Here is a 19,565-nt window from a genome sequence, read left to right on the forward strand (position 1 = left end):
TAAATATCGATAGAATAAGGACGCAAAAAAAGCTATACAAAGCGCCCCATCACAACCGTATCATAGAACTTGCCGTCTGACAGCAGCTTGTCATTTTTTAATACCCCTTCTATTTCAAACCCGAACTTTGTATATAAATCAATCGCTTTTTTGTTGGTCTCTAGCACATTCAGCGTCATTTTCTTCATGCCCGCGCTATCTGCCCATAATATAGACTGCTGTAAAAGCTCTTTGCCAATTCCGTATCCCCAACGTTCTTGTGCGATGCACACGCCAAACTCTACTTTGTGGGCAAATCGTTTCAACTCATTACCTTCGCACCTTGAAAATCCGACAATTTCATTATGTACAACCGCTACTAAAAATAAGTTTCGTTTACTTTCCGTGTCACGACTAATAAGCTCTTCAAAGTCCCCTTTATTCATATACCCTTCTCCTGGTTCACGATCTAAGTTTTCCGTTTCTCCGTCTAGCTGAACTCTTAGGTGAGACAATTCATCTGCATCGCTAGTGGCAGCTGAGCGAATGATGTACTGAAGTCCTTTTACATTATAGATTCGCTGGTTGATGACCATCGTATTCCCCCTCAAACGTCTTTATTTCAATAAATCTATCAACTGAATTTAATTTCCTTTAATATAAATATTATACATACAGAGATGAAAGAGAGTTGAACAAATTGCTCTGGTTACTGCTTTTGATCCTATACGGCATTTACAAGTTCTATAAATCAAGAAGACCCCTAACGAAGTTTGACCATTTTTATGAGAAAGCGTTTGAGCTAGAAGAAAAAAAGCGCTATGAAGATGCCCTTGATATACGCAACCAAGGGATTGAACTCCATACCCTTACCAATTTAGAACGAGCAGATTTACATTTAGCAAATGGGCGTATGCTTTTAAAACTAAAGCAATACGAAAAAGCAACGAAACACTACGACGCCTCATTTAAACTAGCAAAATATGAAGAATTCCCTTACTCAGAAGGATTCGACGAAGTCATTGAAGCCTACTTGTATGCAGGGCGTAAAGAAGATGCGCTGATAATAACCAACGACATGTTAAAACGGCAAAGCTATGATCAAAAATTTAAAAAGCTAGAGTCTTTAAAAGAAAAGCTTCTTTCATATGAAGACTCATGGTAAAATTAAACAAATGAAAGCGTATTATTAAGGGCGACTGAGGTGCACGTAATGGTCATAACCGTTATTGTAGGAGTGCTGGGTTTGATTGGTTTAATTGCAGCAGGATTTGCGACGAATTATAAGGATACGAAATAAGAATACATAAAAAAGAACAAGAACCTATTTGGTTCTTGTTCTTTTTTTAACGAGCCAATAGCTTTTCTGTTATGCGCAAAAACATCTTTACTCCAATTTCAAGCGAGTCTTCATCTACCGTAAACTTCGGATGATGATGAGGGTATACGATGCCCTGTTCTTCATTTCGTGCTCCGATGTTAAAAAATGCTCCTTCCGTTTCCTGCAGATAAGCTGAAAAATCTTCTCCTCCCATTTTAGGAGACAGCGTCTTTACACGTTCTTCTCCATATTCTTCGATAGCTGTTTCTTCAATTAACCTTGTAATTTCTTCAGAATTAATGACGGGATGATACCCTTTTTCATACGTAAACGTGTACTCTGCACCGTAGGCTTCTGTTAGTCCTTTTACAATTCGATCAATTTGTGCCGGAACTTTTTCTCGCAGAGCTGCGTCAAAGCTGCGAACGGTACCGTTAAGCTCCACTTTATCAGGAAGTACATTGTGCGTAGTTCCTCCGTGAAATTGTGTAACCGATACGACTAATTTATCAATTGGATTGGTCGTTCTTGAAACAATCGTTTGAAGGTTCGTCACAATTTGCGCTCCTACAACAATAGCATCAACTGCTTCGTGAGGCGCTGCGGCGTGTCCTCCTTTTCCTTTAATCGATATATTAAACGTGTCAGGCGAAGCCATCATAGGACCTGCAAGCACGCCGATTTCTCCGATGGGAAGACCAGAATTCAAATGCGTGCCAATTACGTAATCCACACCTTCCATCGCGCCTTCTTTAACAAGCTCCTGTGCCCCTCCTGGCAGCAGCTCTTCTGCGTGTTGAAAAATCAAGCGGATTTCTCCTTTAAATTCATCTCCTAACTGAGAAAGAACAGAAGCTACTCCTAATAAAATAGCCGTATGACCGTCATGTCCGCATGCATGCATCACGCCTTTATGAACCGAGGCAAATGCAAACGTGTTTTCTTCTTCAATCGGCAGCGCGTCCATATCCGCCCGGATCGCAACCACTTTTCCCTCTTCTTTTCCTATTAATCTAGCCACCACGCTTGTTGGGGTAGGACGAGTAATGATAAAGCTTCCAAACGAACGAAGCGTATCTTCAACAAACTGAGACGTTCGGTGTTCTTGAAACGATAATTCAGGATAGCGATGAAAATGTCTTCTCCACTCAATTACCTGCTTTTTTAAGCTTTCTGTGACGCTGTATTCACTGATTAATTTGACTGTCATACACATACTCCTCCTTTGTTTGACTATATCGATTGGCTGGAACGGAAAGGTTCAAATTTCCGCGCAGCGTATCGCTTTTATAAGAAGTATCGTAAAGCCCACGCTCTTGTAAAATAGGCACCACTTTTTCCACAAACTGATGAAACGTATCGCTCATAAACGGGCGAAGCACAAATCCATCCGCTGCTTCCTGCTCATGCCATTTTTGCATTTCATTCGCTACGTGCTCAGGTGTTCCTGAAAACGGCGAACGCGGTAAAACCGTTTCAAGTGCCACTTGTCTTAACGTTAACTTCCTAGCAGCTGCCGCTTGTTTAATTTTATTTGTAGTGCTTTGAAAGGCATTTGCTCCGATATCTCCCAGCTCTGGAAACGGTGCGTCTACGTCGAATTGATGAAAGTCGTAGTCATCAAAAAAACGAGCTAAATATGTAATGGCGTGATCAATTGGAATTAACGCGGCAAGCTCTTGATATCTTCTTTCTACATCTTCCTCGCTATCTCCTATAATTAAATCAATACTTGGAAAAATGAGAAGTTCTTCAGGGGTTCTGCCGTGATCTCTTGCTCTATTTTTCATATCTTGATAGAATGCCTGCGCTTCTTCTAGTGTATGTGCATTGGTGTAAATCGCATCCGCATTTTCTGCGCCAAATCCTCTTCCTCTTTCTGATGAACCCGCTTGAAACACAACCGGATGTCCCTGCTTTGAACGAGCAATATTTAACGGCCCTTGAACTTGAAAGTGCTTGCCTTTAAATCCAAGAGTATGCATTTTCTTTGGATCAAAAAACTGACCGGTTTCTTTTTGATAGGTAAAAGCATCATCTTCCCACGAATCCCACAGCCCTTTTACTACGTCGAGATGCTCTTTTGCTATTTCGTATCGTTCGCTGTGAAGAGGAAGATATCCTCTGCTGTGATTGCGCGCTGCCCCTTCTTGCGGAGAAGTGACTAAGTTCCATCCCGCTCGCCCGCCGCTGATATGATCAAGAGATATCAGCTGACGAGCGATGGTAAAAGGCTCACTGAAACTTGTTGAAACCGTCCCAACTAAACCGATGTGATTTGTAGAAGCAGCAATAGCTGACAGCAGCGTAATGGGCTCAAAACGATTTAAAAAGTGAGGAATGGACTTTTCTGATATTGCTAACCCATCCGCAATAAAGACAAAGCTGAACAGTCCTTTTTCCAATATACGCGCTTGCCTCTTGTAAAACTCAATATTAATGCTCGCATCAGGCTCTACGTCCGGATGTCTCCATCCATCCGTCGTATTTCCAAGTCCTTTAATATTTGCTCCTAGCATTAGCTTTCTTTTTTTACTCAACGTATACTTCCTCCTTTTTACGACAAATAAAAAAGAGATGCTTTGATTGTTCAAAGCATCTCCAGTCGTCTGGTCGATCGTTTTTAAACGGCTATTTATTTAGAAAAAATAGATGTTTATTTCTCATTTGTTTAACATATTTGAATAGTATACTCACTATCCCTATAAGTCAAGTTTGTTTTTGGTTAAAATAGATGATCTCTTCCTTCTTTAGTTAAACTTAATTACGATTTCATTCTTTTTAAATTTCTTAAAACTCACTTTGACTATCGGAATAACCGGTGATATAACTATATGTACATTCAGCATCCGTACCGCCTGTCAGGCTACTGAAGGCTCTTATCTTCTCTTCAACTTGAAGCGAGATAAGAGCCTTTGGCATTTAAGGAGATGAATGTTTTACCCAGCTCATTTATTTTCACTACTTAACTAAGGAGGCGTTACATATGAGTTTGCAATTTGCTTATTGGGCCCCGAACGTAAGCGGAGGCCTTGTCATTTCCAACATTCCTCAAAAAACAGAGTGGTCATTTGAAGCAAACAGCCGGTATGCGCAAATTGCCGAGCAGGTGGGCTTTGATTATGTTCTCTTGCAAACTAGATTTTTTGCAAGCTATGGAGCTGAAAATCAACTAGAAGCTGCGACTCTCGCTTCTGCACTGGCCGCCACTACTAAAAAAATCAACATTATTACAGCGGTTCTTCCGGGGCTATGGCATCCCGGCGTATTTGCTAAAATCATTTCGACTATTGATCATATCAGCAGCGGACGCGTCTCTGTGAACGTTGTAAGCGGCTGGTTTAAAGGCGAATTTAACGGCTACGGCGAACCATGGCTAGATCATGACGAGCGCTACCGCCGTTCTGAAGAATTTATTAACGTGCTTCGAGAACTATGGAAAAACGAAACGACTACGTTCAAAGGAGACTTTTACCGTTTAAATGACGCACCGCTAAAACCAAAGCCTCTTCAGCCGCCAAAAGTATTTCAAGGAGGAAACTCTAAAGCCGCCCGTGAAATGGCAGGCCGAGTATCAGACGTTTATTTCATGAACGGCAACTCGATTGAAAACTTAAAAAACCAAATTGAAGATGTAAAAGCAAACGCAAACGGCCGTGATATTCAATTCGGCGTGAACGGGTTTGTCATTGTCCGTGAAACAGAAGAAAAAGCAAAACAAGTGCTAAAAGAAATTGTTCTACAAGCGGATAAAGAAGCCGTTGAAGGGTTTGAAAGTCAAGTGAAATTCGCGGGCAAAGCTTCTCCTCAAGGTGAAGGCATGTGGGCAAACTCTTCATTTGAAAACTTAGTTCAGTACAATGATGGCTTTCGAACTGGCCTTATCGGAACAGCCGAACAAGTCGCCAATCAAATTATCGAACTAAAAAAAATCGGCGTGGACATTATTTTGACAGGCTTTTTACATTATGAAGAAGAAATCAAAACGTTTGGCGAAACCATCATTCCGCTCGTAAGACAAAAAGAACAGGAACTAAAAGAAAAAGCGGGCGCATTGTAAATAGTTTATCGTAACAAACATTAAAATTTTTGGAGGTATGTTATGTCAGTCGAAATTTCTGCACGTCCTGTATATAATCAATCAACGCGCGCTTATTACGCGTCCATCCGCGAGAAAATCGCTTCTCTTGTAGATGAAGTGATCCGGCCTAATGCAGCCCTTACAGATGAAGAAGGCGTTTTTCCACGAGAAAATTTAGAAGCGCTTATTAAAGCAGGCTGGGGAAATATTCTTGTACCAAAAGCATACAGTGGCTTAGAACTTGATCACGTGGCTTTTGCGATTGTAGCTGAAGAAATTGCAAAAGCCTGTGCTTCTACTGCTTTAGTTTACGTGATGCATGTCGGAGCGATTCAAACTATTACGCTGTACGGAAATGACGATCAAAAGAAACGCTGGTTACAACCAATTGACCAAGGGCTGATTGGTACGTACTCTACAAGTGAAAAAGCCTCAGGAGGACACTGGTGGTACAACTTCAGTCAAGCGCAGCGAAATGACGAAGATTATGTAGTTAATGCTGACAAATCATTTACTACGAGCGCCGGGCAAGCTGATTTTTATATCGTTCAAACACGCAGCCCTGAAGCACAAGAAGCAACGGATATTAGCTTCTTTATTGTAGATGGAAAATCAGACGGCATCACCGCAAGTCCATGGGAAGCGCTGGGCGTTCGCGGTAATCACAGCGGTCCGATTTCTTATAAAAATGTACACGTGCCAAAAGAAGATCTTCTAGGCAGTGAAGAAACAGGGAAAGAAATCGTCTTAAACGGCGTTTCCCCTATTTATTTAATTGGCCTTGGTTCTGCTTGGCTTGGAGTAGCGGAACATGCGCTAGAGCTTGCGGTTAACCATGCAACGCGAACGATTCACCGCGATTTTAATAACCAGCTTAGCGACTATCAAGTCATTCGCCAGCAGATTGCCGAAGCAAAAGTCCTCATTGAAAGCACAAAACCATGGCAAATTGACTTGGCAGAACAGCTTGATACTTTACAAGCTGAACAAAAAGCACAAGGTGTCCTTACTCTCCCGCTGACTGAATTTAAAGTGCACGCTTCAGAAGTAGCCAACAAAGCAACGCGAATTGCATTGGATGTAAGCGGCGGATACGGCTATAAAAAAGGCCCTATTGAACGTTTGTTCCGAGATGCCAGAGCGGGCATTGCTATGGGCCCTTCTAATAATATTGCCAGAGAATGGATCGGAAAGAACCTTGTAGGGCTTCCTCTTGAACTTTGGATTAAAGGCGGAGAGTAAAGTTTAATATCATAAAAAAGAGGATCTTTTATAGAGATTCTCTTTTTTACTTTTTTAACGTAACGACTACGCTCCCTATCTTATGTCCGGTTTCTACATACTCATGAGCTTCTGGAACTTGTTCTAAAGAGTAGCATCTATCAATCACTGATTGGATCTGTCCTTCTTCCATCAGTTTTTTAAGAAGTAATAAATCTTTCGTCTGCACTTTGGCAATTCCTTGCCCTTCGACCGAAACAAAGCGTCCATTTAAGGCTAACGCTTCCTTGCACTGATTTTTTGTGATTTTCCCAACCGCATCAAAGATAAGATCGTATCTTTCTTGTTTTTCAGTAAAATTTTCGTTTTGGTAGTCGATGACGAGGTCTGCTCCTAAAGACTTTACTAGTTCACTATTTTTAGCACTGCACACGCCTGTCACTTCAGCTCCGTAATAGTTAGCAAGCTGTACAGCGGCAGTTCCTACGGCACCTGAAGCACCGTAGATAAGCACCTTTTGCCCGGTTTGAATGGTTCCTTTTCTAAAAAAATGCAGAGCCGTCGTGCCGCCGAAAGAAATAGAGGCGGCTTCTTTATAGGTTACATTCTCTGGCTTTACGGCTATTGTCCCCTTTTCTGGTAAGCAGATATATTCCGCATATCCTCCGAACTTCATACCTGTCATTGCAAACAGCTGGTCGCCTTTTTTGAACCGCGTTACGTTCTTTCCGACGTCTTCTACTTCTCCGGCCAGCTCTACACCTAGTATTGATTTTCTAGGCTTCCGTAACCCCAAAACTATTCGCAATGGAAGCCACAACAGCAGTGGACTATTAAAGCTCCTCACTCTGCAGTCGCCCGATGTGACCGTGGTGGCATAAATTTTTATCAGTATTTCATTCTCTTTTGGAATAGGCTTTTCCACTTCTTGAAGCTGAAGAACATCTGGTTTACCATACTTTGTACATACCATTGCTTTCATAACAGCTCTCCTTTTCTCGCTAGAGTTCAATATATGTTTATAAACTATGCTCGTCGAAAGCTATTCTTTCACATTTTATAAAGAACGCCGGTGAATCTACTATCACATATGGTAAATAAAAGGATATTGCTATAAAATAAGTATAAAAACAGAAAGCGTGGTACGTGTTATTGTTTAAACTTTTTTTAATTGAAGACGATGTAACGCTGTTTAACGAACTGAAAGAGCGGTTGGAGCAATGGTCTTATGATGTTTACGGCATCCGTGATTTCAGTAACGTTATGCAGGAGTTTAGCGAGGTAAAACCTGATTTGGTTATTATGGATATTCAGCTGCCGAAGTATGACGGATTTCACTGGTGCAGAATGATTCGTTCTCATTCAAAAATCCCTATCATCTTTCTATCTTCACGTGATCATCCTTCTGATATGGTAATGTCTATGCAGTTTGGAGCAGACGACTTTGTGCAAAAGCCGTTTCATTTTGATGTGCTTGTAGCAAAAATACAAGCCCTTCTCCGCCGCGTGTATAATTACAGCGTTGAGCAAGTAAACCTTCTTTCGTGGCAAGGCGCAACGATTGATTACGAAAAAAATAAAGTATCAACCGAATCTACAGCTATTGATTTAACCAAAAATGAAATCTTTATTTTAAAATGCTTAATACATAAAAAGAATACGATTGTAAGCCGAGATGAACTGATTAATAGTTTGTGGGAAGATAAACGGTTTATCAGTGACAACACGCTGACGGTAAACGTCAATCGCCTGCGAAAAAAATTAGATGAAATTGGACTGGGAACTTTTATTGAAACAAAAGTCGGCCAAGGCTACGTAGCCATTGAAGAGGAACGCTATGATTAAACTCTTTATTCGCGAGCGTCTAAGCTGGATCCTTTTCTTTTTTATCATCCATTTTTTTATGCTATTTATCGCGTATATTGATGAATCCATTCCTCTGTCTTCGATTCTCTATATCGTGTTTTTATCATCGATTATCTTTCTTATTTTCTGCGCCTTCCGCTATCAGAAAGAAACGAAATTTTATCAAAAGCTAAAAGATGAAGAAGACTTCTTTGATTCTTCCACTTTTTCTCATCCGCTGCGTCCGTTTGAAAAGATTGTTCAGCGAAATCTGATGCAACAATTAGAACAAGCGAAAAAAGATGGCGTGCAAACCCAGCTGCACGTGACGCAGGAAAAAGATGAACTGTTAGCTTGGATTCACGAAATTAAAACGCCGTTAACTGCGATGCATTTAATAATTGAACGCTTAGAAAATCGAGAAGTTAAAGCAAACTTGACGTTCGAGTGGCTACGTATTCACTTTTTACTTGATCAACAGCTTCATCAAAAGCGCATTTTCTTTATCGAAAATGATATGTATATTGAACATCTGGATTTAGAGTCCCTTATTTTCACTGAAATCAAAACGCTGCAAGCTTGGTGCATGCAAAAAAATATTGGGTTTGATGTGGACCTACAGGCAGAACGTGTACTGTGTGACGCAAAGTGGCTGGCATTTATTATGAGGCAGCTCTTAACAAACGCCGTCAAGTACAGCGAAGAATCTGACGTGATGATTAGAAGCTACGAGCATAATGGTCAAGTGTATATCGAGGTAAAAGATAGCGGTCGGGGAATTTCTCCACAAGATATGCCGCGTATTTTTGAGAAAGGTTTTACCTCAACTACGCAGCATGAAGACAGCCGTGCCACAGGCATGGGCTTATATCTGGCTAAAAAAGCTGCCCACGCTCTTTCGATTCACATTGGCGTGCAGTCTGCTCTTAATGAAGGCACAACGTTTACACTTGCCTTTCCTAAATCAAATGATTTTGTGGATATGAAAAGCATGTGACAAAAATGTCACATGCTTTCGTTATTTGTTCGGTGAATCAAAGGAAAAGCTAAAGCCCTTTTTCTATAATAAACGTATCAGATTAAAGGAGTGAATACATATGAACATATTAGAAGCAACTAATATTCATAAAAGCTACGGAAATAAATTTAATAGACAAGAAGTATTAAAAGGCGTAGACATTACGATTATGAAAGGAGAATTTGTAGGAATTATGGGCGCTTCAGGATCAGGCAAGACGACGCTTCTGAACGTGCTTTCCTCCATTGATAAAATCAACGGAGGAACCATCAAAATCGAAGGAAATGAAATTAGCAGAATGAAAGAAAAGCAGTTAGCAAACTTCCGAAAAACACATTTGGGCTTTATCTTTCAAGACTATAACTTACTCGACACGCTTACAGTAAAAGAAAATATTCTCTTGCCTCTTTCTGTTGCGAAAACTCCTTCAGCAGTAGCTCATAAAAAATTTGACGCGCTAGCCAAACAGCTTGGCATCTATGAGCTGAAAGACAAATATCCAAGTGAAATTTCCGGTGGACAAAAACAGCGCACCTCTGCTGCAAGAGCCTTTATTCATGAGCCAAGCATGATTTTTGCTGACGAACCAACCGGTGCACTTGACTCAAAAGCGGCCAGCGATTTGTTAAACAAGCTGACCGAGCTTAATGATAAAAGAAGCGCAAGTATTGTGATGGTAACGCATGATCCAGTGGCAGCCAGCTATTGCAGCAAAGTCATTTTTATAAAAGACGGACAAATTTATACGCAGCTGTACAAAGGCGATCAAACGCAAAAAGCCTTTTTTGACGATATTATGAAAACTCAAGGCGTGCTAGGCGGAGTTCAACATGAACATTAATCAGCTGATTTTCCGCAACTTCAAAAAGAATGTAAAAAACTATTATTTATACGTTTTTGCGCTGATGTTCAGCGCAGCTTTATATTTTGCTTTTGTAACGCTGCAGTATGATCCGGCTCTTGATGCAACCAAAGGTTCCATTAAAGGAGGCGCAGCGGTTCGGGCCGCTTCTGTTTTACTTGTAGCCATCGTTTCTATCTTTCTATTATATGCAAACACGATATTCATCAAACGACGCAGCAAAGAAATTGGCTTATTTCAGCTAATTGGCATGACCAAAACAAGAATTTTCCGTATTTTGACCGTTGAAAATTTTATGCTGTATTTTGCCTCACTGATTGTCGGCATTTTAATTGGGTTTTCGTTTTCAAAAGCGGTCATTATGATTTTGTTTAAAATCACCGATACAAAAGGCATTGCCAAACTTCACTTTTCAGAAGAAGCCTTGATTCAAACGCTGATTGTGTTTGGAGTCATCTATTTGCTAATTATGACGATGAACTATCTTTTTATTAAAAGACAGACCATTTTAGCACTATTCCGCGTTACTTCATCAACAGAAGGCAAAACAAAAAAAATCAGTATACTTGAAATTATTATTGGAATTCTTGGCATAATCTTTATTGCTTCCGGCTACTATATTTCTGCTAAATTGTTTGACGGTTCTTTTACAAGCATGAATGCTTTGTCAATCGCAATGGTGTCTATTTTAGCTTCAGTTATCCTCGGAACCTATTTGTTTTATAAAGGCTCGGTTCGATTTTTATTAAATCTTATGCGAAAAAGCAAAAAAGGCTATTTGTCGATTAACGACGTATTATCTCTTTCTTCTATTATGTTTCGGATGAAATCAAACGCATTATTGCTGACGGTTATTACAACCGTATCGGCTCTTGCTATCGGTTTTTTATGTTTGAGCTACATTTCCTATTACTCTGCTGAAAAGTCGGCTGGAGACTATGTACCTAACGATTTTGCTATCAATAATTCAAAAGACGCTGCTTCGTTTAAAGCCGCGCTGGATCGAAAGAAAATAGCATATACGGAAAAAAAGATCGACGTCATCCAAGTAAAAGCAAACGTAAAAAACATCTTAGAAAATGATTTGGAAAGCCCGATGGTGGATTCGTCCGCTATGATTTTTCCGATGGTCAGTGAAACATCCGTTAGTGGTGTAACCATAGCTCAAAATGAAACTTTATTTACCGGCTCTAATGATATGCTTCAACAAGCAATGGCATTTAAAGACTCCGGACAAATTGAGCTAAAAGGAAAGAAAAAAGTCATTCCGCAAAAGTTTATAGGTTTAAACCGAAAATTTATCTTATCTACCTATTTTACAAGCGGTATGCCTGCTGCCATTGTAGACGATCACGTATTTAATGAGCTAAAAAAGGATGCGGACCCCTCTATTCAAAAAGAATCTTCTGTCTACACTGGAATAGACATATCAAATGAAGATAACTTACCAAAAGCAAATGAGCTTTTCGGAGAGATAAAATTTAGCGATGATAGCTTAAATAACTCGCGTATAGAAATGGCAGTGAGTCAAAAACAAAATATGGGCCTAATCATGTTCATTGTTGCTTTTTTAGGACTGGCATTTCTAATTACATCAGGCTGCATTCTTTATTTTAAACAAATGGACGAAAGTGAAGATGAAAAGCCAAACTATACCATTCTTAGAAAGCTCGGCTTCACAGAAAAAGATTTATTAAAAGGCATTAAAATAAAGCAGCTCTTTAACTTCGGCATCCCATTAGTCATCGGCTTGCTTCACAGTTATTTTGCCGTGCAATCCGGCTGGTTCTTGTTTGGAACAGAGGTTTGGACACCAATGATTATTGTCATGATTGTCTATACTGCACTCTACTCTATTTTTGGTATTTTATCTGTTCTTTACTATAAAAAAATTATTAAAGAAGCTCTTTAAAGATAAAAAGCACAGGCTAAGCTTGTGCTTTTTCTTGTTTACATGCAATTAATTACTTACATTCTCTTTGTTTACCTTACTGGCTGCGTGCAAAAATTCTTCTAATCGCTTTTTTACCGCCGGCCATTCGTCATCAATAATACTGAAGATAACCGAATCTCGGACGTATCCTTCAGGTAAAACCATGTGTTTTCTGATAATGCCTTCTTGAGTGGCCCCTAACCTCATAATGGCCGCTCTGGACCGTTTGTTTTGCACATCCGTTTTAAATTGAACTCTATGAAGCTTCAGCTCTTCAAAACAGTATTTTAATAATAAATACTTACACTCCGTATTGACCCGGGTACGCCACACGGATGGATGGTACCACGTCCACCCTATTTCTAGGCTTTTGTTTGGAAGTGATATATCTAAAAATCTCGTGCTTCCTACAATGGAGTTTGATTCTACGTCAAACACAGCATAAGGAAATTCTCTTCCTTCTTGCTTTGCTTTTAAAGCACTTTCGATCAGCTGTTTCATATCACTTAGACTATGAACTTTTACGGGGAGATGCTCCCAAATCTCTTTCGGTTTTGCAGCTTCATAGAGTCCTTGCTCATGCATTTTTTCAAGCGGTACTAGCTTTACTGCTGTTCCTACAAGTTCAACTGACTTTAGCATAACCTCGCTCCTTTTCGATACGTCTAAAGAAAATGTTAATACATGTATACGTACTGAAAAAGGGTCAGTTCCTGCTTATTGTAAGGTATCACTTTCAGCATATATAGCTAGTGATCAGCTAAGTTTTTTTGAGAAAATCACTTATTGTTTGGAAGGCTTGGTCTGCTGATTCTTTATTAAAGGTTTGTGAAAAAGGATTCATAAACCCATGAAATCCATAAAACTTTTTGATTTTCAAAAGCGGCTCTCTTTTTTGCTCTAATGAGTTTATTAGAGAGTCTACATCAAATGTTTGCTCTTCAGCAGGAAAAATAAGAAGAGTTGGACACACAGGACTTCTATTTATATAATCTCTAATGCGCGATCCATAACAGCCAATCACAAAGTCACACAAATTGTTTTCACTGCATAGCCATGATATTGTGGCTCCTACACTGAAGCCTATAACTCCTACTTCTTCATATTCTTGTTTTAGTTGAATTACCATGTTAGTAATTTGTCTTGAACCCTCATCAATACCAATGTTTTGAACAAAGTTTTGATAAGCCATTCCTTCTTCTTCATAACTATAAGGAACGTCTGTAGATAATAAGTTAGGACAGATAATATCTGCCTCTAACTTAGACAATTTCTCTTTCATAAACTTCATATGATTGTTCACACCGTATATTTCATGAATCAATAAAATTGCTTTATTTGATTTTTCCATCTTTTTATAAAACAGTCGTTTCCCTTGTCAATTCACGATGCAATACGTCTCCCATACGCTTCATGCCTTCAACGATTTGTTCAGCAGACATATTAGAATAATTCAAGCGCAGCGCATTGTTTCTTGTTCCGTTTGGAAAGAAAGGAGTTCCCGGAACACAGGCTACGTTGTTTTTTAGACATTCTGAAAAGATATGCGCTGAATCAATTCCTTGGGGCAGTTCCACCCAAATAAACAATCCGCCTTCTGGCTTACTGTAAGACAAATTCTCCGGGAAAAACTCTTCGATGCACGATAACATTTGGGTACATCGCTCTTTGTATACGGCTTTAATTTTTTGAATGTGCTCTTCGATATCATAAAGCTCCATGTACTTAGCCGTTACGCGCTGAGCAAAGCTGTCCGTATGCAAGTCAGCCACTTGCTTAAACGCTACGTACTTATCAATAAAAGCTTCATCTGCACACACCCAGCCGATTCGAAGACCCGGTGCAAAGATTTTAGAAAATGTGCTGATATAAATAACTCTGCCTTCTGTATCAAAATGCTTAACCGGCGGCAGCGTTTCTCCTGCAAATCGAACGCCTCCGTACGGATTATCTTCTACAATTAGAACGTCGTATGCGTTCGCAAGCTCGATCATTCGCTGACGTCTTTCTCGCGTTAATGTGCGCCCTGTAGGGTTTTGAAAATCTGGAATTGTATAGATAAATTTCGCATGCGGATTTTCCTGAAGCTTTTTCTCTAGCTCTTCCATGATCATTCCGTCTTCGTCCATGTCCACTTCTACAAATGTTGCATTATAAGATTTAAAGACGTTAATGGCTGCTAGATACGTTGGACTTTCACAGATTACCACGTCTCCGTCATTAAGAAACAGTCTTCCGGTAAGATCGATTGCCTGCTGAGATCCGGACGTAATTAAAATGTTCGAAACCGTGGACTCAATGCCGATGTCCTGCATTCGTTTAGAAATTGCTTCTCTTAAAGGGATATACCCCTCTGTTGTACTGTATTGAAGCGAAGCGGCTCCGTCTTCATTTAATACGGCGCGGCACGCATCGTTCATTGCTTCAACGGGAAATAGCTCCGGCGCTGGAAGTCCTCCTGCAAATGAAATCACTTCTGGTCGTTCCGTTACTTTTAAAATTTCGCGCGTTTCAGAGGATTTTACAAGACTAGCTCGTTGGGCAAATTTATCTTTCATTGATGATCATTCCTTTTCTAGATTTTAAACTTTTAATAACGAATTAATTATTCGAATAGTCAGAAAAATTAAAGCAGAAGCCTTGGGAGATGCCTTTTTAATAGACAACTAGCATCTGCTTGCTCTCTGACTCTTCATTTCTTCTTGATGCCACGTTCTCCTTTCGGTACATATTTTTCTCATTCACTATTTGTAATACAAATCAAAGGTCGTACGATAATTATGGCCTTGTATTTAATGTATGTTAAAAAGGATAACATAAAAATCAAATAAATAAACAATAAATTCTATAAATTCTTAATTTTTTATGCAAATATATTTATCTCAGTAAACTATTTTGTAAGATTCCTTCCCTTTTCATTGACCTGCCGTATAAAACCCTTTATAATCCTTATTAACTCGATAAGATTTAAAGGTTTTAGTACAGGAGTGATGAAAAGTGAAATGGCTTCATTTTCTGTTTAATGAACGATGCCCTAAATGCAAGCAAGTGTTAAATACATCAAAATCCAATGCTCTTCGCTCTACTGTTGTGAAAGTATGTCCGTCTAACCACTATCAAAAAGAATTTCATCCTGCGCTTGAAACGTATGTGGAAAGTAATGGAACAATATAAAAAAGCTATGGGAATCCATAGCTTTTTTATATTAGCCCCCACCAAATCTTAATTGCCGTTGCTAAAATTAAACCGGCAAGGATCCACTGAAGCACTTTTGTATTCATTTTCTGCCCCACTTTTGCACCAATTGGAGAGGCAATTAGGCTTGCAGCAACTAAAATAAGTGCAGGTATAAAAGGGACTTGATGCGTTATCAGCTTTCCAACCGTCGAACCAATGGAAGAAATAAAGGTAACGGCTAGTGAAGTTGCGATAGTAATTCGAGTTGGAATTTTAAGTACCACGAGCATCACAGGAACTAAAATAAAGGCTCCTCCTGCTCCTAACACGCCTGCTACGGCTCCGATAAGCAGTGATAAAATAGAAGCTAATCCTTTATTGAATTGAAGTTCGCCTTCTTTTATCTCATCTAAATTTTTCTTTGGAATAAACATCATAATAACCGCAATAAGAGCTAAAGCTCCATATACAACATTTAATCCTTGTTCACTCATATAATGTGAGCTGTAGCTTCCAAGCATGCTGCCGATTAGAATATTGCTGCCCATATATAAAATTAATGATTTGTTTAAAAATCCGCTTTTTCGATACGCCCATACGCCGCCTATTGTCGCAAAGAACACTTGAACAGCTCCTGCACCTGAGACTTGATGAGCCGTTAATGCTCCTACTCCTACTAATGGAGGGATATATAACAGCATCGGATAATTAATAACAGACCCGCCAATACCGACCATACCGGAAATAAACGACCCAATAAATCCAATAAGAAAAAGCGTGATGATAAATGTAAGGTCCATCTATAGTCGCTCCGTTTCATATAAGGAAAGGGTACCTTTTACAAGAGATACCCTTTTCGTCCATTATTTCTTATCCTTTTTTAATCCAAAACTTAAAAACGTCGCCTTCTTCTGTCTGAAGAAGCTCATGACCGCAAGATTTTGCCCAAGCTGCAAGGTCATTTTTCGCCCCTTTATCCGTTGCGTGAATTTCTAGCACTTGACCTGCTTCTAGTTCATTCATTGCTTTTTTTGTTTTAACAATCGGCATTGGACATGCCAGCCCTTTTGCATCTATTACTTTATTTGATTCCATTTCTCTCTCTCCTTTGTTTAAGTTGAATTTTTTACTTAGCGAATTGCACAGCGGTTTGGTCCAATTTCCATTTCACGCTGTTTTTCTTCATCTGGGCTTAATTTTCCCATATTTGTTTCACGAATTTCTTGATACGCATTTGGCTGCGGCGGCAAATTATCTGTTACTAAGTGTCTGAACTCTGCTTCGTCTTCAATATTTAATCCATGATTTTTAGCAAATAAAGTACCTAATTTTTCAGCTACGCTGCCGTTGTCATTTAGCTCATCAATAATCATAAAATGAGCTGGCAATACAATTAACTCATCTGATAATGCTTTATAGCGTCTATAAAGCGTCTCGCGCAGATCGCCTACCCAATCTTCAGCCATACCAGCTAAATCAGGACGTCCAATTGAATCGATGAACAAAATATCACCTGAAAGCAAGTATTGATCGTCTACGATAAAAGAAGTTGATCCAATCGTATGACCCGGTGAATAAAGAGGCTGAATCGTAATCGTTGTGTTACCAATCACGACATCACTGCCTTCTTCTAACGCCTTGTAGTCAAAAATCACTTCTTCTGCATCTTTTGGAGGCAGCCAGTAAGCTGCATTTGTTGCTTCAGCAATGACTCTTCCTCCTGAAATGTGATCTGCATGAAGGTGAGTATCAAACACATGTTTAATTGTGACACCAAGTTCTTTGGCAAAGTTAATATACACATCCGCCATACGCGTCGCATCAATAATAGCAGCTTCACCGTTCGATACGATCATATAAGATAAGCATCCTTTACCGATACGAACAAACTGATAGATCTCTCCGCCGTCTTTTAAATCTCCGACTTTAACAGGCTCTAAATATTCACTCCACGCTTTCATACCGCCTTTTAGGTACGATACGGTAAGACCCGCTTCTGAAAGCATGTCAGCTACCATCACCGATGAACCTTCTTTGGCGCAGACAACTAACACTTCTTTATCAGAAGGGATTTTTTCTAAGATTTCTTCTACTCCGTCTAAAAGATCGAAGTATGGAACATTTAAATGCTGAAATTGATGACCTTCAATTTTCCAATCGCTAAAATCACTTTCATTACGAACGTCCAAGATAAATAGCGGTTCTTTATTAATAATTTTAGATGTAACTTCTTTTGCAGTAAGAACATGTACTGTCATATTAAAATACCTCCTTGGGTATATAAAACACCAAAATTTTTTAATTCACTATGATTCATTGGTTATTCTACTTTACCTGTCCAGTCACGCATACCAGGAACCACGTTAACTAAGTGTTTAAATCCTTGCTTTTTCAACGTTTGCCCTGCCATTTCACTTCGTCTTCCAGAGTGGCAAATAATATAAATTTCATTCTCTTTATTTAGCTCATTCGAACGTTTTTCTACTTCACCAAGCGGAATATGAACTACGCCTGGAATATGAGCTTCATCGTATTCTTCTACTTCACGAACGTCTAAAATATGAAGATGTTCTTCATTCTCTACTTTTTTCGCAAATTCTTCTAATGAAATTTCAGGAATGGGCGTTATGTTTTCTTCGGCACCGCCTTTACGAAGAAAGTGGTGAAGAACGTCACCTTCTGTCTCGGTACCTAAATACTCATGACCTGTGCTTTTTGCCCACGCTTGTAAGTCAGCCGTAGAGCCTTTATCCGTTGCTTGAATTTCTAGTACTTGATCTGCTTCTAATTCATTCATTTTCTTCTTTGTTCTTACGATTGGCATTGGACATGCTAGTCCTTTTGCATCTAATACGAAGTTTGCTTGCATCATTTCTTTTTCCTCCTTGATTTAAATACTAGTAAGGGTATATTTTTATCCAAAAAAATTAGACCGTTTCCCCTTTCCACTCCATCATTCCGCCGGTCATATTCGTTACACTATAGCCTTGCTGCTCAAGAAAACGAGCTGCCATTCCGCTTCTGCCTCCAGAACGACAGACGACAATGTAATTATTTGCTTTGTCTAACTCATGCATACGGAATTCCAATAAAGGAAGGGGGATATTTAACGCGTTTGGAATTTTACCTGTTTTTACTTCCCCTACTTCACGTACATCTAAAATGTGAATTTGTTCTTGTTTTTTTACTAATTGTTCTACTTCTTGTGCTGCTATTGTCTTCACGCTACGTCTCCTCCTTTTTGATTTATCTCCACGTATTCATGCCGCCTTTAACGTTGGTGATGGATGTAAAACCTTGCTTTTTCAACAGTTTACTTGCTTTCATACTTCTCATTCCGCTTTGACAAACAACGACTACTTCTCTGTCTTTTGAAAGCTGGCCTGTTTGGGCCGGCAGTTCTGATAAAGGAATGTTTCGAAATCCTTTAATATGTTTGGTACAAAATTCATGCGGTGTTCGCACATCGATAAACTGGTTATTTTTATTTTTTAACTTTGCTTTTAACTCCGTTGTGGCTATTTGCTGAATACCTTTTACTGGTGCAAAACGTTGATACAAAAACCACAACAGAAAGACGATAATAAGCGCATTGATAATCATATTGACCCTCGCTTCATGAGTTATCTTTTAGATGAATAAGTTTACGTTTCCGTCTTCTGCGTCGGCTAAATACGCTGCTACGCCCGCATATTCAATATTATCTAGCAGCTCTTTCTCCTGTAATCCTAGAAGATCCATCGTCATCGTACAAGCCACTAGCTTCACATCTTGTTCTTGCGCCATTTCAATAAGCTGCGGCAGCGTTAGAGCGTTATGCTTTTTCATTACGTTTTTAATCATTTTAGGTCCCATACCTGCAAAGTTCATTTTAGATAAGCCCATTTTATCCGCACCGCGCGGCATCATTTTGCCAAACATCTTTTCTAAAAATCCTTTTTTCACCGGCACCATTTCTTCTTTACGAAGCGCATTCAATCCCCAAAACGTATGGAATATCGTCACTTCATGGTCATAAGCAGCCGCTCCGTTGGCAATAATATAAGCTGCCATCGCTTTATCATAATCCCCGCTAAATAATACAATCGTTGTTCGTTTCTTTTGTTCAGTCATGTTGTTCCTCCTATT

Annotated in this window: 22 protein-coding genes; 8 read left to right on the plus strand and 14 right to left on the minus strand. The window is 39.4% G+C overall.

Annotated elements, in window-relative coordinates:
* Positions 1-32: 32 nt before the first annotated feature.
* Positions 33-575, minus strand: a complete 543-nt coding sequence (locus MKY06_RS16925; protein WP_013058019.1) for a GNAT family N-acetyltransferase — start codon at positions 573-575, stop codon at positions 33-35.
* Positions 576-670: 95 nt separating this feature from the next.
* Between MKY06_RS16925 and MKY06_RS16930 the strand changes: the two genes are divergently transcribed.
* The gene (locus MKY06_RS16930) at positions 671-1,144 is read left to right on the plus strand and encodes a hypothetical protein (RefSeq protein ID WP_223268997.1); all 474 of its coding nucleotides are present in this window, start codon (positions 671-673) and stop codon (positions 1,142-1,144) included.
* A 181-nt stretch (positions 1,145-1,325) separates the two neighbouring features.
* Here MKY06_RS16930 and MKY06_RS16935 read toward each other — a convergent pair whose 3' ends face one another.
* Both MKY06_RS16935 and MKY06_RS16940 read right to left on the minus strand, forming a co-directional pair.
* A complete protein-coding gene (locus MKY06_RS16935; protein ID WP_013058021.1) occupies positions 1,326-2,510 on the minus strand; it encodes a M20 family metallopeptidase in 1,185 nt (394 codons plus the stop codon).
* The gene (locus MKY06_RS16940; RefSeq protein WP_289916170.1) at positions 2,488-3,840 is read right to left on the minus strand and encodes an LLM class flavin-dependent oxidoreductase; all 1,353 of its coding nucleotides are present in this window, start codon (positions 3,838-3,840) and stop codon (positions 2,488-2,490) included. The genes MKY06_RS16935 and MKY06_RS16940 overlap by 23 nt, the downstream gene beginning before the upstream one ends.
* A 446-nt stretch (positions 3,841-4,286) precedes the next feature.
* Between MKY06_RS16940 and sfnG the strand changes: the two genes are divergently transcribed.
* The gene (gene sfnG, locus MKY06_RS16945; RefSeq protein WP_013058023.1) at positions 4,287-5,360 is read left to right on the plus strand and encodes a dimethylsulfone monooxygenase SfnG; all 1,074 of its coding nucleotides are present in this window, start codon (positions 4,287-4,289) and stop codon (positions 5,358-5,360) included.
* 42 nt (positions 5,361-5,402) lie between these two features.
* Positions 5,403-6,623 (plus strand): acyl-CoA dehydrogenase family protein, encoded by a 1,221-nt coding sequence (locus MKY06_RS16950; RefSeq protein ID WP_063672122.1) that lies wholly within the window; start codon positions 5,403-5,405, stop codon positions 6,621-6,623.
* A gap of 46 nt (positions 6,624-6,669) precedes the next feature.
* Here MKY06_RS16950 and MKY06_RS16955 read toward each other — a convergent pair whose 3' ends face one another.
* Positions 6,670-7,584 carry an NAD(P)-dependent alcohol dehydrogenase gene (locus MKY06_RS16955; RefSeq protein ID WP_340960987.1) on the minus strand — a complete coding sequence of 305 codons (915 nt, stop codon included), beginning with the start codon at positions 7,582-7,584 and terminating at the stop codon, positions 6,670-6,672.
* 170 nt (positions 7,585-7,754) lie between these two features.
* On the opposite strand from MKY06_RS16955, the gene MKY06_RS16960 reads away from it, so the two are divergent.
* From MKY06_RS16960 to MKY06_RS16975, 4 genes are all read left to right on the plus strand, one after another.
* Positions 7,755-8,447, plus strand: a complete 693-nt coding sequence (locus MKY06_RS16960) for a response regulator transcription factor (protein WP_029323039.1) — start codon at positions 7,755-7,757, stop codon at positions 8,445-8,447.
* Positions 8,440-9,444, plus strand: coding sequence for a sensor histidine kinase (locus MKY06_RS16965; protein WP_098476103.1), 1,005 nt, complete (start codon positions 8,440-8,442; stop codon positions 9,442-9,444). Before MKY06_RS16960 ends, MKY06_RS16965 begins: the two co-directional genes overlap by 8 nt.
* A 100-nt stretch (positions 9,445-9,544) precedes the next feature.
* Positions 9,545-10,306 carry an ABC transporter ATP-binding protein gene (locus tag MKY06_RS16970; protein WP_029323043.1) on the plus strand — a complete coding sequence of 254 codons (762 nt, stop codon included), beginning with the start codon at positions 9,545-9,547 and terminating at the stop codon, positions 10,304-10,306.
* Complete coding sequence (locus MKY06_RS16975) at positions 10,296-12,239, plus strand: FtsX-like permease family protein (RefSeq protein ID WP_098476104.1); 1,944 nt, start codon at positions 10,296-10,298, stop codon at positions 12,237-12,239. The genes MKY06_RS16970 and MKY06_RS16975 overlap by 11 nt, the downstream gene beginning before the upstream one ends.
* Positions 12,240-12,287: 48 nt before the next feature.
* Here MKY06_RS16975 and MKY06_RS16980 read toward each other — a convergent pair whose 3' ends face one another.
* The 3 genes from MKY06_RS16980 to MKY06_RS16990 all read right to left on the minus strand — a co-directional run bounded on the left by MKY06_RS16980 (position 12,288) and on the right by MKY06_RS16990 (position 14,818).
* Entirely contained in the window at positions 12,288-12,902 is a 615-nt protein-coding gene (locus MKY06_RS16980) for a GNAT family N-acetyltransferase (protein ID WP_098526432.1), read from the minus strand.
* Positions 12,903-13,020: 118 nt separating this feature from the next.
* On the minus strand, positions 13,021-13,551 hold the full coding sequence (locus tag MKY06_RS16985; protein WP_236019587.1) for a dienelactone hydrolase family protein: 531 nt from the start codon (positions 13,549-13,551) through the stop codon (positions 13,021-13,023).
* Between the two features lie 64 nt (positions 13,552-13,615).
* Positions 13,616-14,818, minus strand: coding sequence for an aminotransferase-like domain-containing protein (locus MKY06_RS16990; RefSeq protein ID WP_013058032.1), 1,203 nt, complete (start codon positions 14,816-14,818; stop codon positions 13,616-13,618).
* Between the two features lie 439 nt (positions 14,819-15,257).
* Here MKY06_RS16990 and MKY06_RS16995 point away from each other — a divergent pair, with 439 nt between their 5' ends.
* Positions 15,258-15,434, plus strand: coding sequence for a hypothetical protein (locus MKY06_RS16995; RefSeq protein WP_171843222.1), 177 nt, complete (start codon positions 15,258-15,260; stop codon positions 15,432-15,434).
* Positions 15,435-15,460: 26 nt separating this feature from the next.
* Here MKY06_RS16995 and MKY06_RS17000 read toward each other — a convergent pair whose 3' ends face one another.
* From MKY06_RS17000 to MKY06_RS17030, 7 genes are all read right to left on the minus strand, one after another.
* Positions 15,461-16,237 carry a sulfite exporter TauE/SafE family protein gene (locus MKY06_RS17000; protein ID WP_098449131.1) on the minus strand — a complete coding sequence of 259 codons (777 nt, stop codon included), beginning with the start codon at positions 16,235-16,237 and terminating at the stop codon, positions 15,461-15,463.
* 70 nt (positions 16,238-16,307) lie between these two features.
* A complete protein-coding gene (locus MKY06_RS17005) occupies positions 16,308-16,532 on the minus strand; it encodes a sulfurtransferase TusA family protein (RefSeq protein ID WP_098288117.1) in 225 nt (74 codons plus the stop codon).
* Between the two features lie 35 nt (positions 16,533-16,567).
* A complete protein-coding gene (locus tag MKY06_RS17010) occupies positions 16,568-17,695 on the minus strand; it encodes an MBL fold metallo-hydrolase (protein WP_098288118.1) in 1,128 nt (375 codons plus the stop codon).
* 62 nt (positions 17,696-17,757) lie between these two features.
* Entirely contained in the window at positions 17,758-18,309 is a 552-nt protein-coding gene (locus tag MKY06_RS17015; RefSeq protein WP_098399610.1) for a sulfurtransferase TusA family protein, read from the minus strand.
* Between the two features lie 55 nt (positions 18,310-18,364).
* A complete protein-coding gene (locus tag MKY06_RS17020) occupies positions 18,365-18,661 on the minus strand; it encodes a rhodanese-like domain-containing protein (protein ID WP_013058038.1) in 297 nt (98 codons plus the stop codon).
* Between the two features lie 22 nt (positions 18,662-18,683).
* Positions 18,684-19,040, minus strand: a complete 357-nt coding sequence (locus MKY06_RS17025; protein WP_098526429.1) for a rhodanese-like domain-containing protein — start codon at positions 19,038-19,040, stop codon at positions 18,684-18,686.
* Between the two features lie 27 nt (positions 19,041-19,067).
* Positions 19,068-19,550 carry a DsrE/DsrF/DrsH-like family protein gene (locus MKY06_RS17030; protein WP_013058040.1) on the minus strand — a complete coding sequence of 161 codons (483 nt, stop codon included), beginning with the start codon at positions 19,548-19,550 and terminating at the stop codon, positions 19,068-19,070.
* Between the last annotated feature and the right edge of the window lie 15 nt (positions 19,551-19,565).

Origin of the sequence: Priestia sp. FSL P4-0332 (genome assembly GCF_038005845.1) — a bacterium.
Lineage (GTDB): Bacteria > Bacillota > Bacilli > Bacillales > Bacillaceae_H > Priestia.

Coding starts and splice junctions, on each gene's coding strand:
- MKY06_RS16975 (WP_098476104.1), top strand. CDS start 10,296: ATGAACATTAATCAGCTGATTTTCCGCAACTTCAAAAAGAATGTAAAA.
- MKY06_RS16970 (WP_029323043.1), top strand. CDS start 9,545: ATGAACATATTAGAAGCAACTAATATTCATAAAAGCTACGGAAATAAA.
- MKY06_RS16925 (WP_013058019.1), bottom strand. CDS start 575: ATGGTCATCAACCAGCGAATCTATAATGTAAAAGGACTTCAGTACATC.
- MKY06_RS17000 (WP_098449131.1), bottom strand. CDS start 16,237: ATGGACCTTACATTTATCATCACGCTTTTTCTTATTGGATTTATTGGG.
- MKY06_RS16990 (WP_013058032.1), bottom strand. CDS start 14,818: ATGAAAGATAAATTTGCCCAACGAGCTAGTCTTGTAAAATCCTCTGAA.
- MKY06_RS16985 (WP_236019587.1), bottom strand. CDS start 13,551: ATGAAGTTTATGAAAGAGAAATTGTCTAAGTTAGAGGCAGATATTATC.
- MKY06_RS17010 (WP_098288118.1), bottom strand. CDS start 17,695: ATGACAGTACATGTTCTTACTGCAAAAGAAGTTACATCTAAAATTATT.
- MKY06_RS17015 (WP_098399610.1), bottom strand. CDS start 18,309: ATGATGCAAGCAAACTTCGTATTAGATGCAAAAGGACTAGCATGTCCA.
- MKY06_RS16950 (WP_063672122.1), top strand. CDS start 5,403: ATGTCAGTCGAAATTTCTGCACGTCCTGTATATAATCAATCAACGCGC.
- MKY06_RS17030 (WP_013058040.1), bottom strand. CDS start 19,550: ATGACTGAACAAAAGAAACGAACAACGATTGTATTATTTAGCGGGGAT.
- MKY06_RS16935 (WP_013058021.1), bottom strand. CDS start 2,510: ATGACAGTCAAATTAATCAGTGAATACAGCGTCACAGAAAGCTTAAAA.
- MKY06_RS17005 (WP_098288117.1), bottom strand. CDS start 16,532: ATGGAATCAAATAAAGTAATAGATGCAAAAGGGCTGGCATGTCCAATG.
- MKY06_RS16980 (WP_098526432.1), bottom strand. CDS start 12,902: ATGCTAAAGTCAGTTGAACTTGTAGGAACAGCAGTAAAGCTAGTACCG.
- MKY06_RS16965 (WP_098476103.1), top strand. CDS start 8,440: ATGATTAAACTCTTTATTCGCGAGCGTCTAAGCTGGATCCTTTTCTTT.
- sfnG (WP_013058023.1), top strand. CDS start 4,287: ATGAGTTTGCAATTTGCTTATTGGGCCCCGAACGTAAGCGGAGGCCTT.
- MKY06_RS17025 (WP_098526429.1), bottom strand. CDS start 19,040: ATGATTATCAATGCGCTTATTATCGTCTTTCTGTTGTGGTTTTTGTAT.
- MKY06_RS16955 (WP_340960987.1), bottom strand. CDS start 7,584: ATGAAAGCAATGGTATGTACAAAGTATGGTAAACCAGATGTTCTTCAG.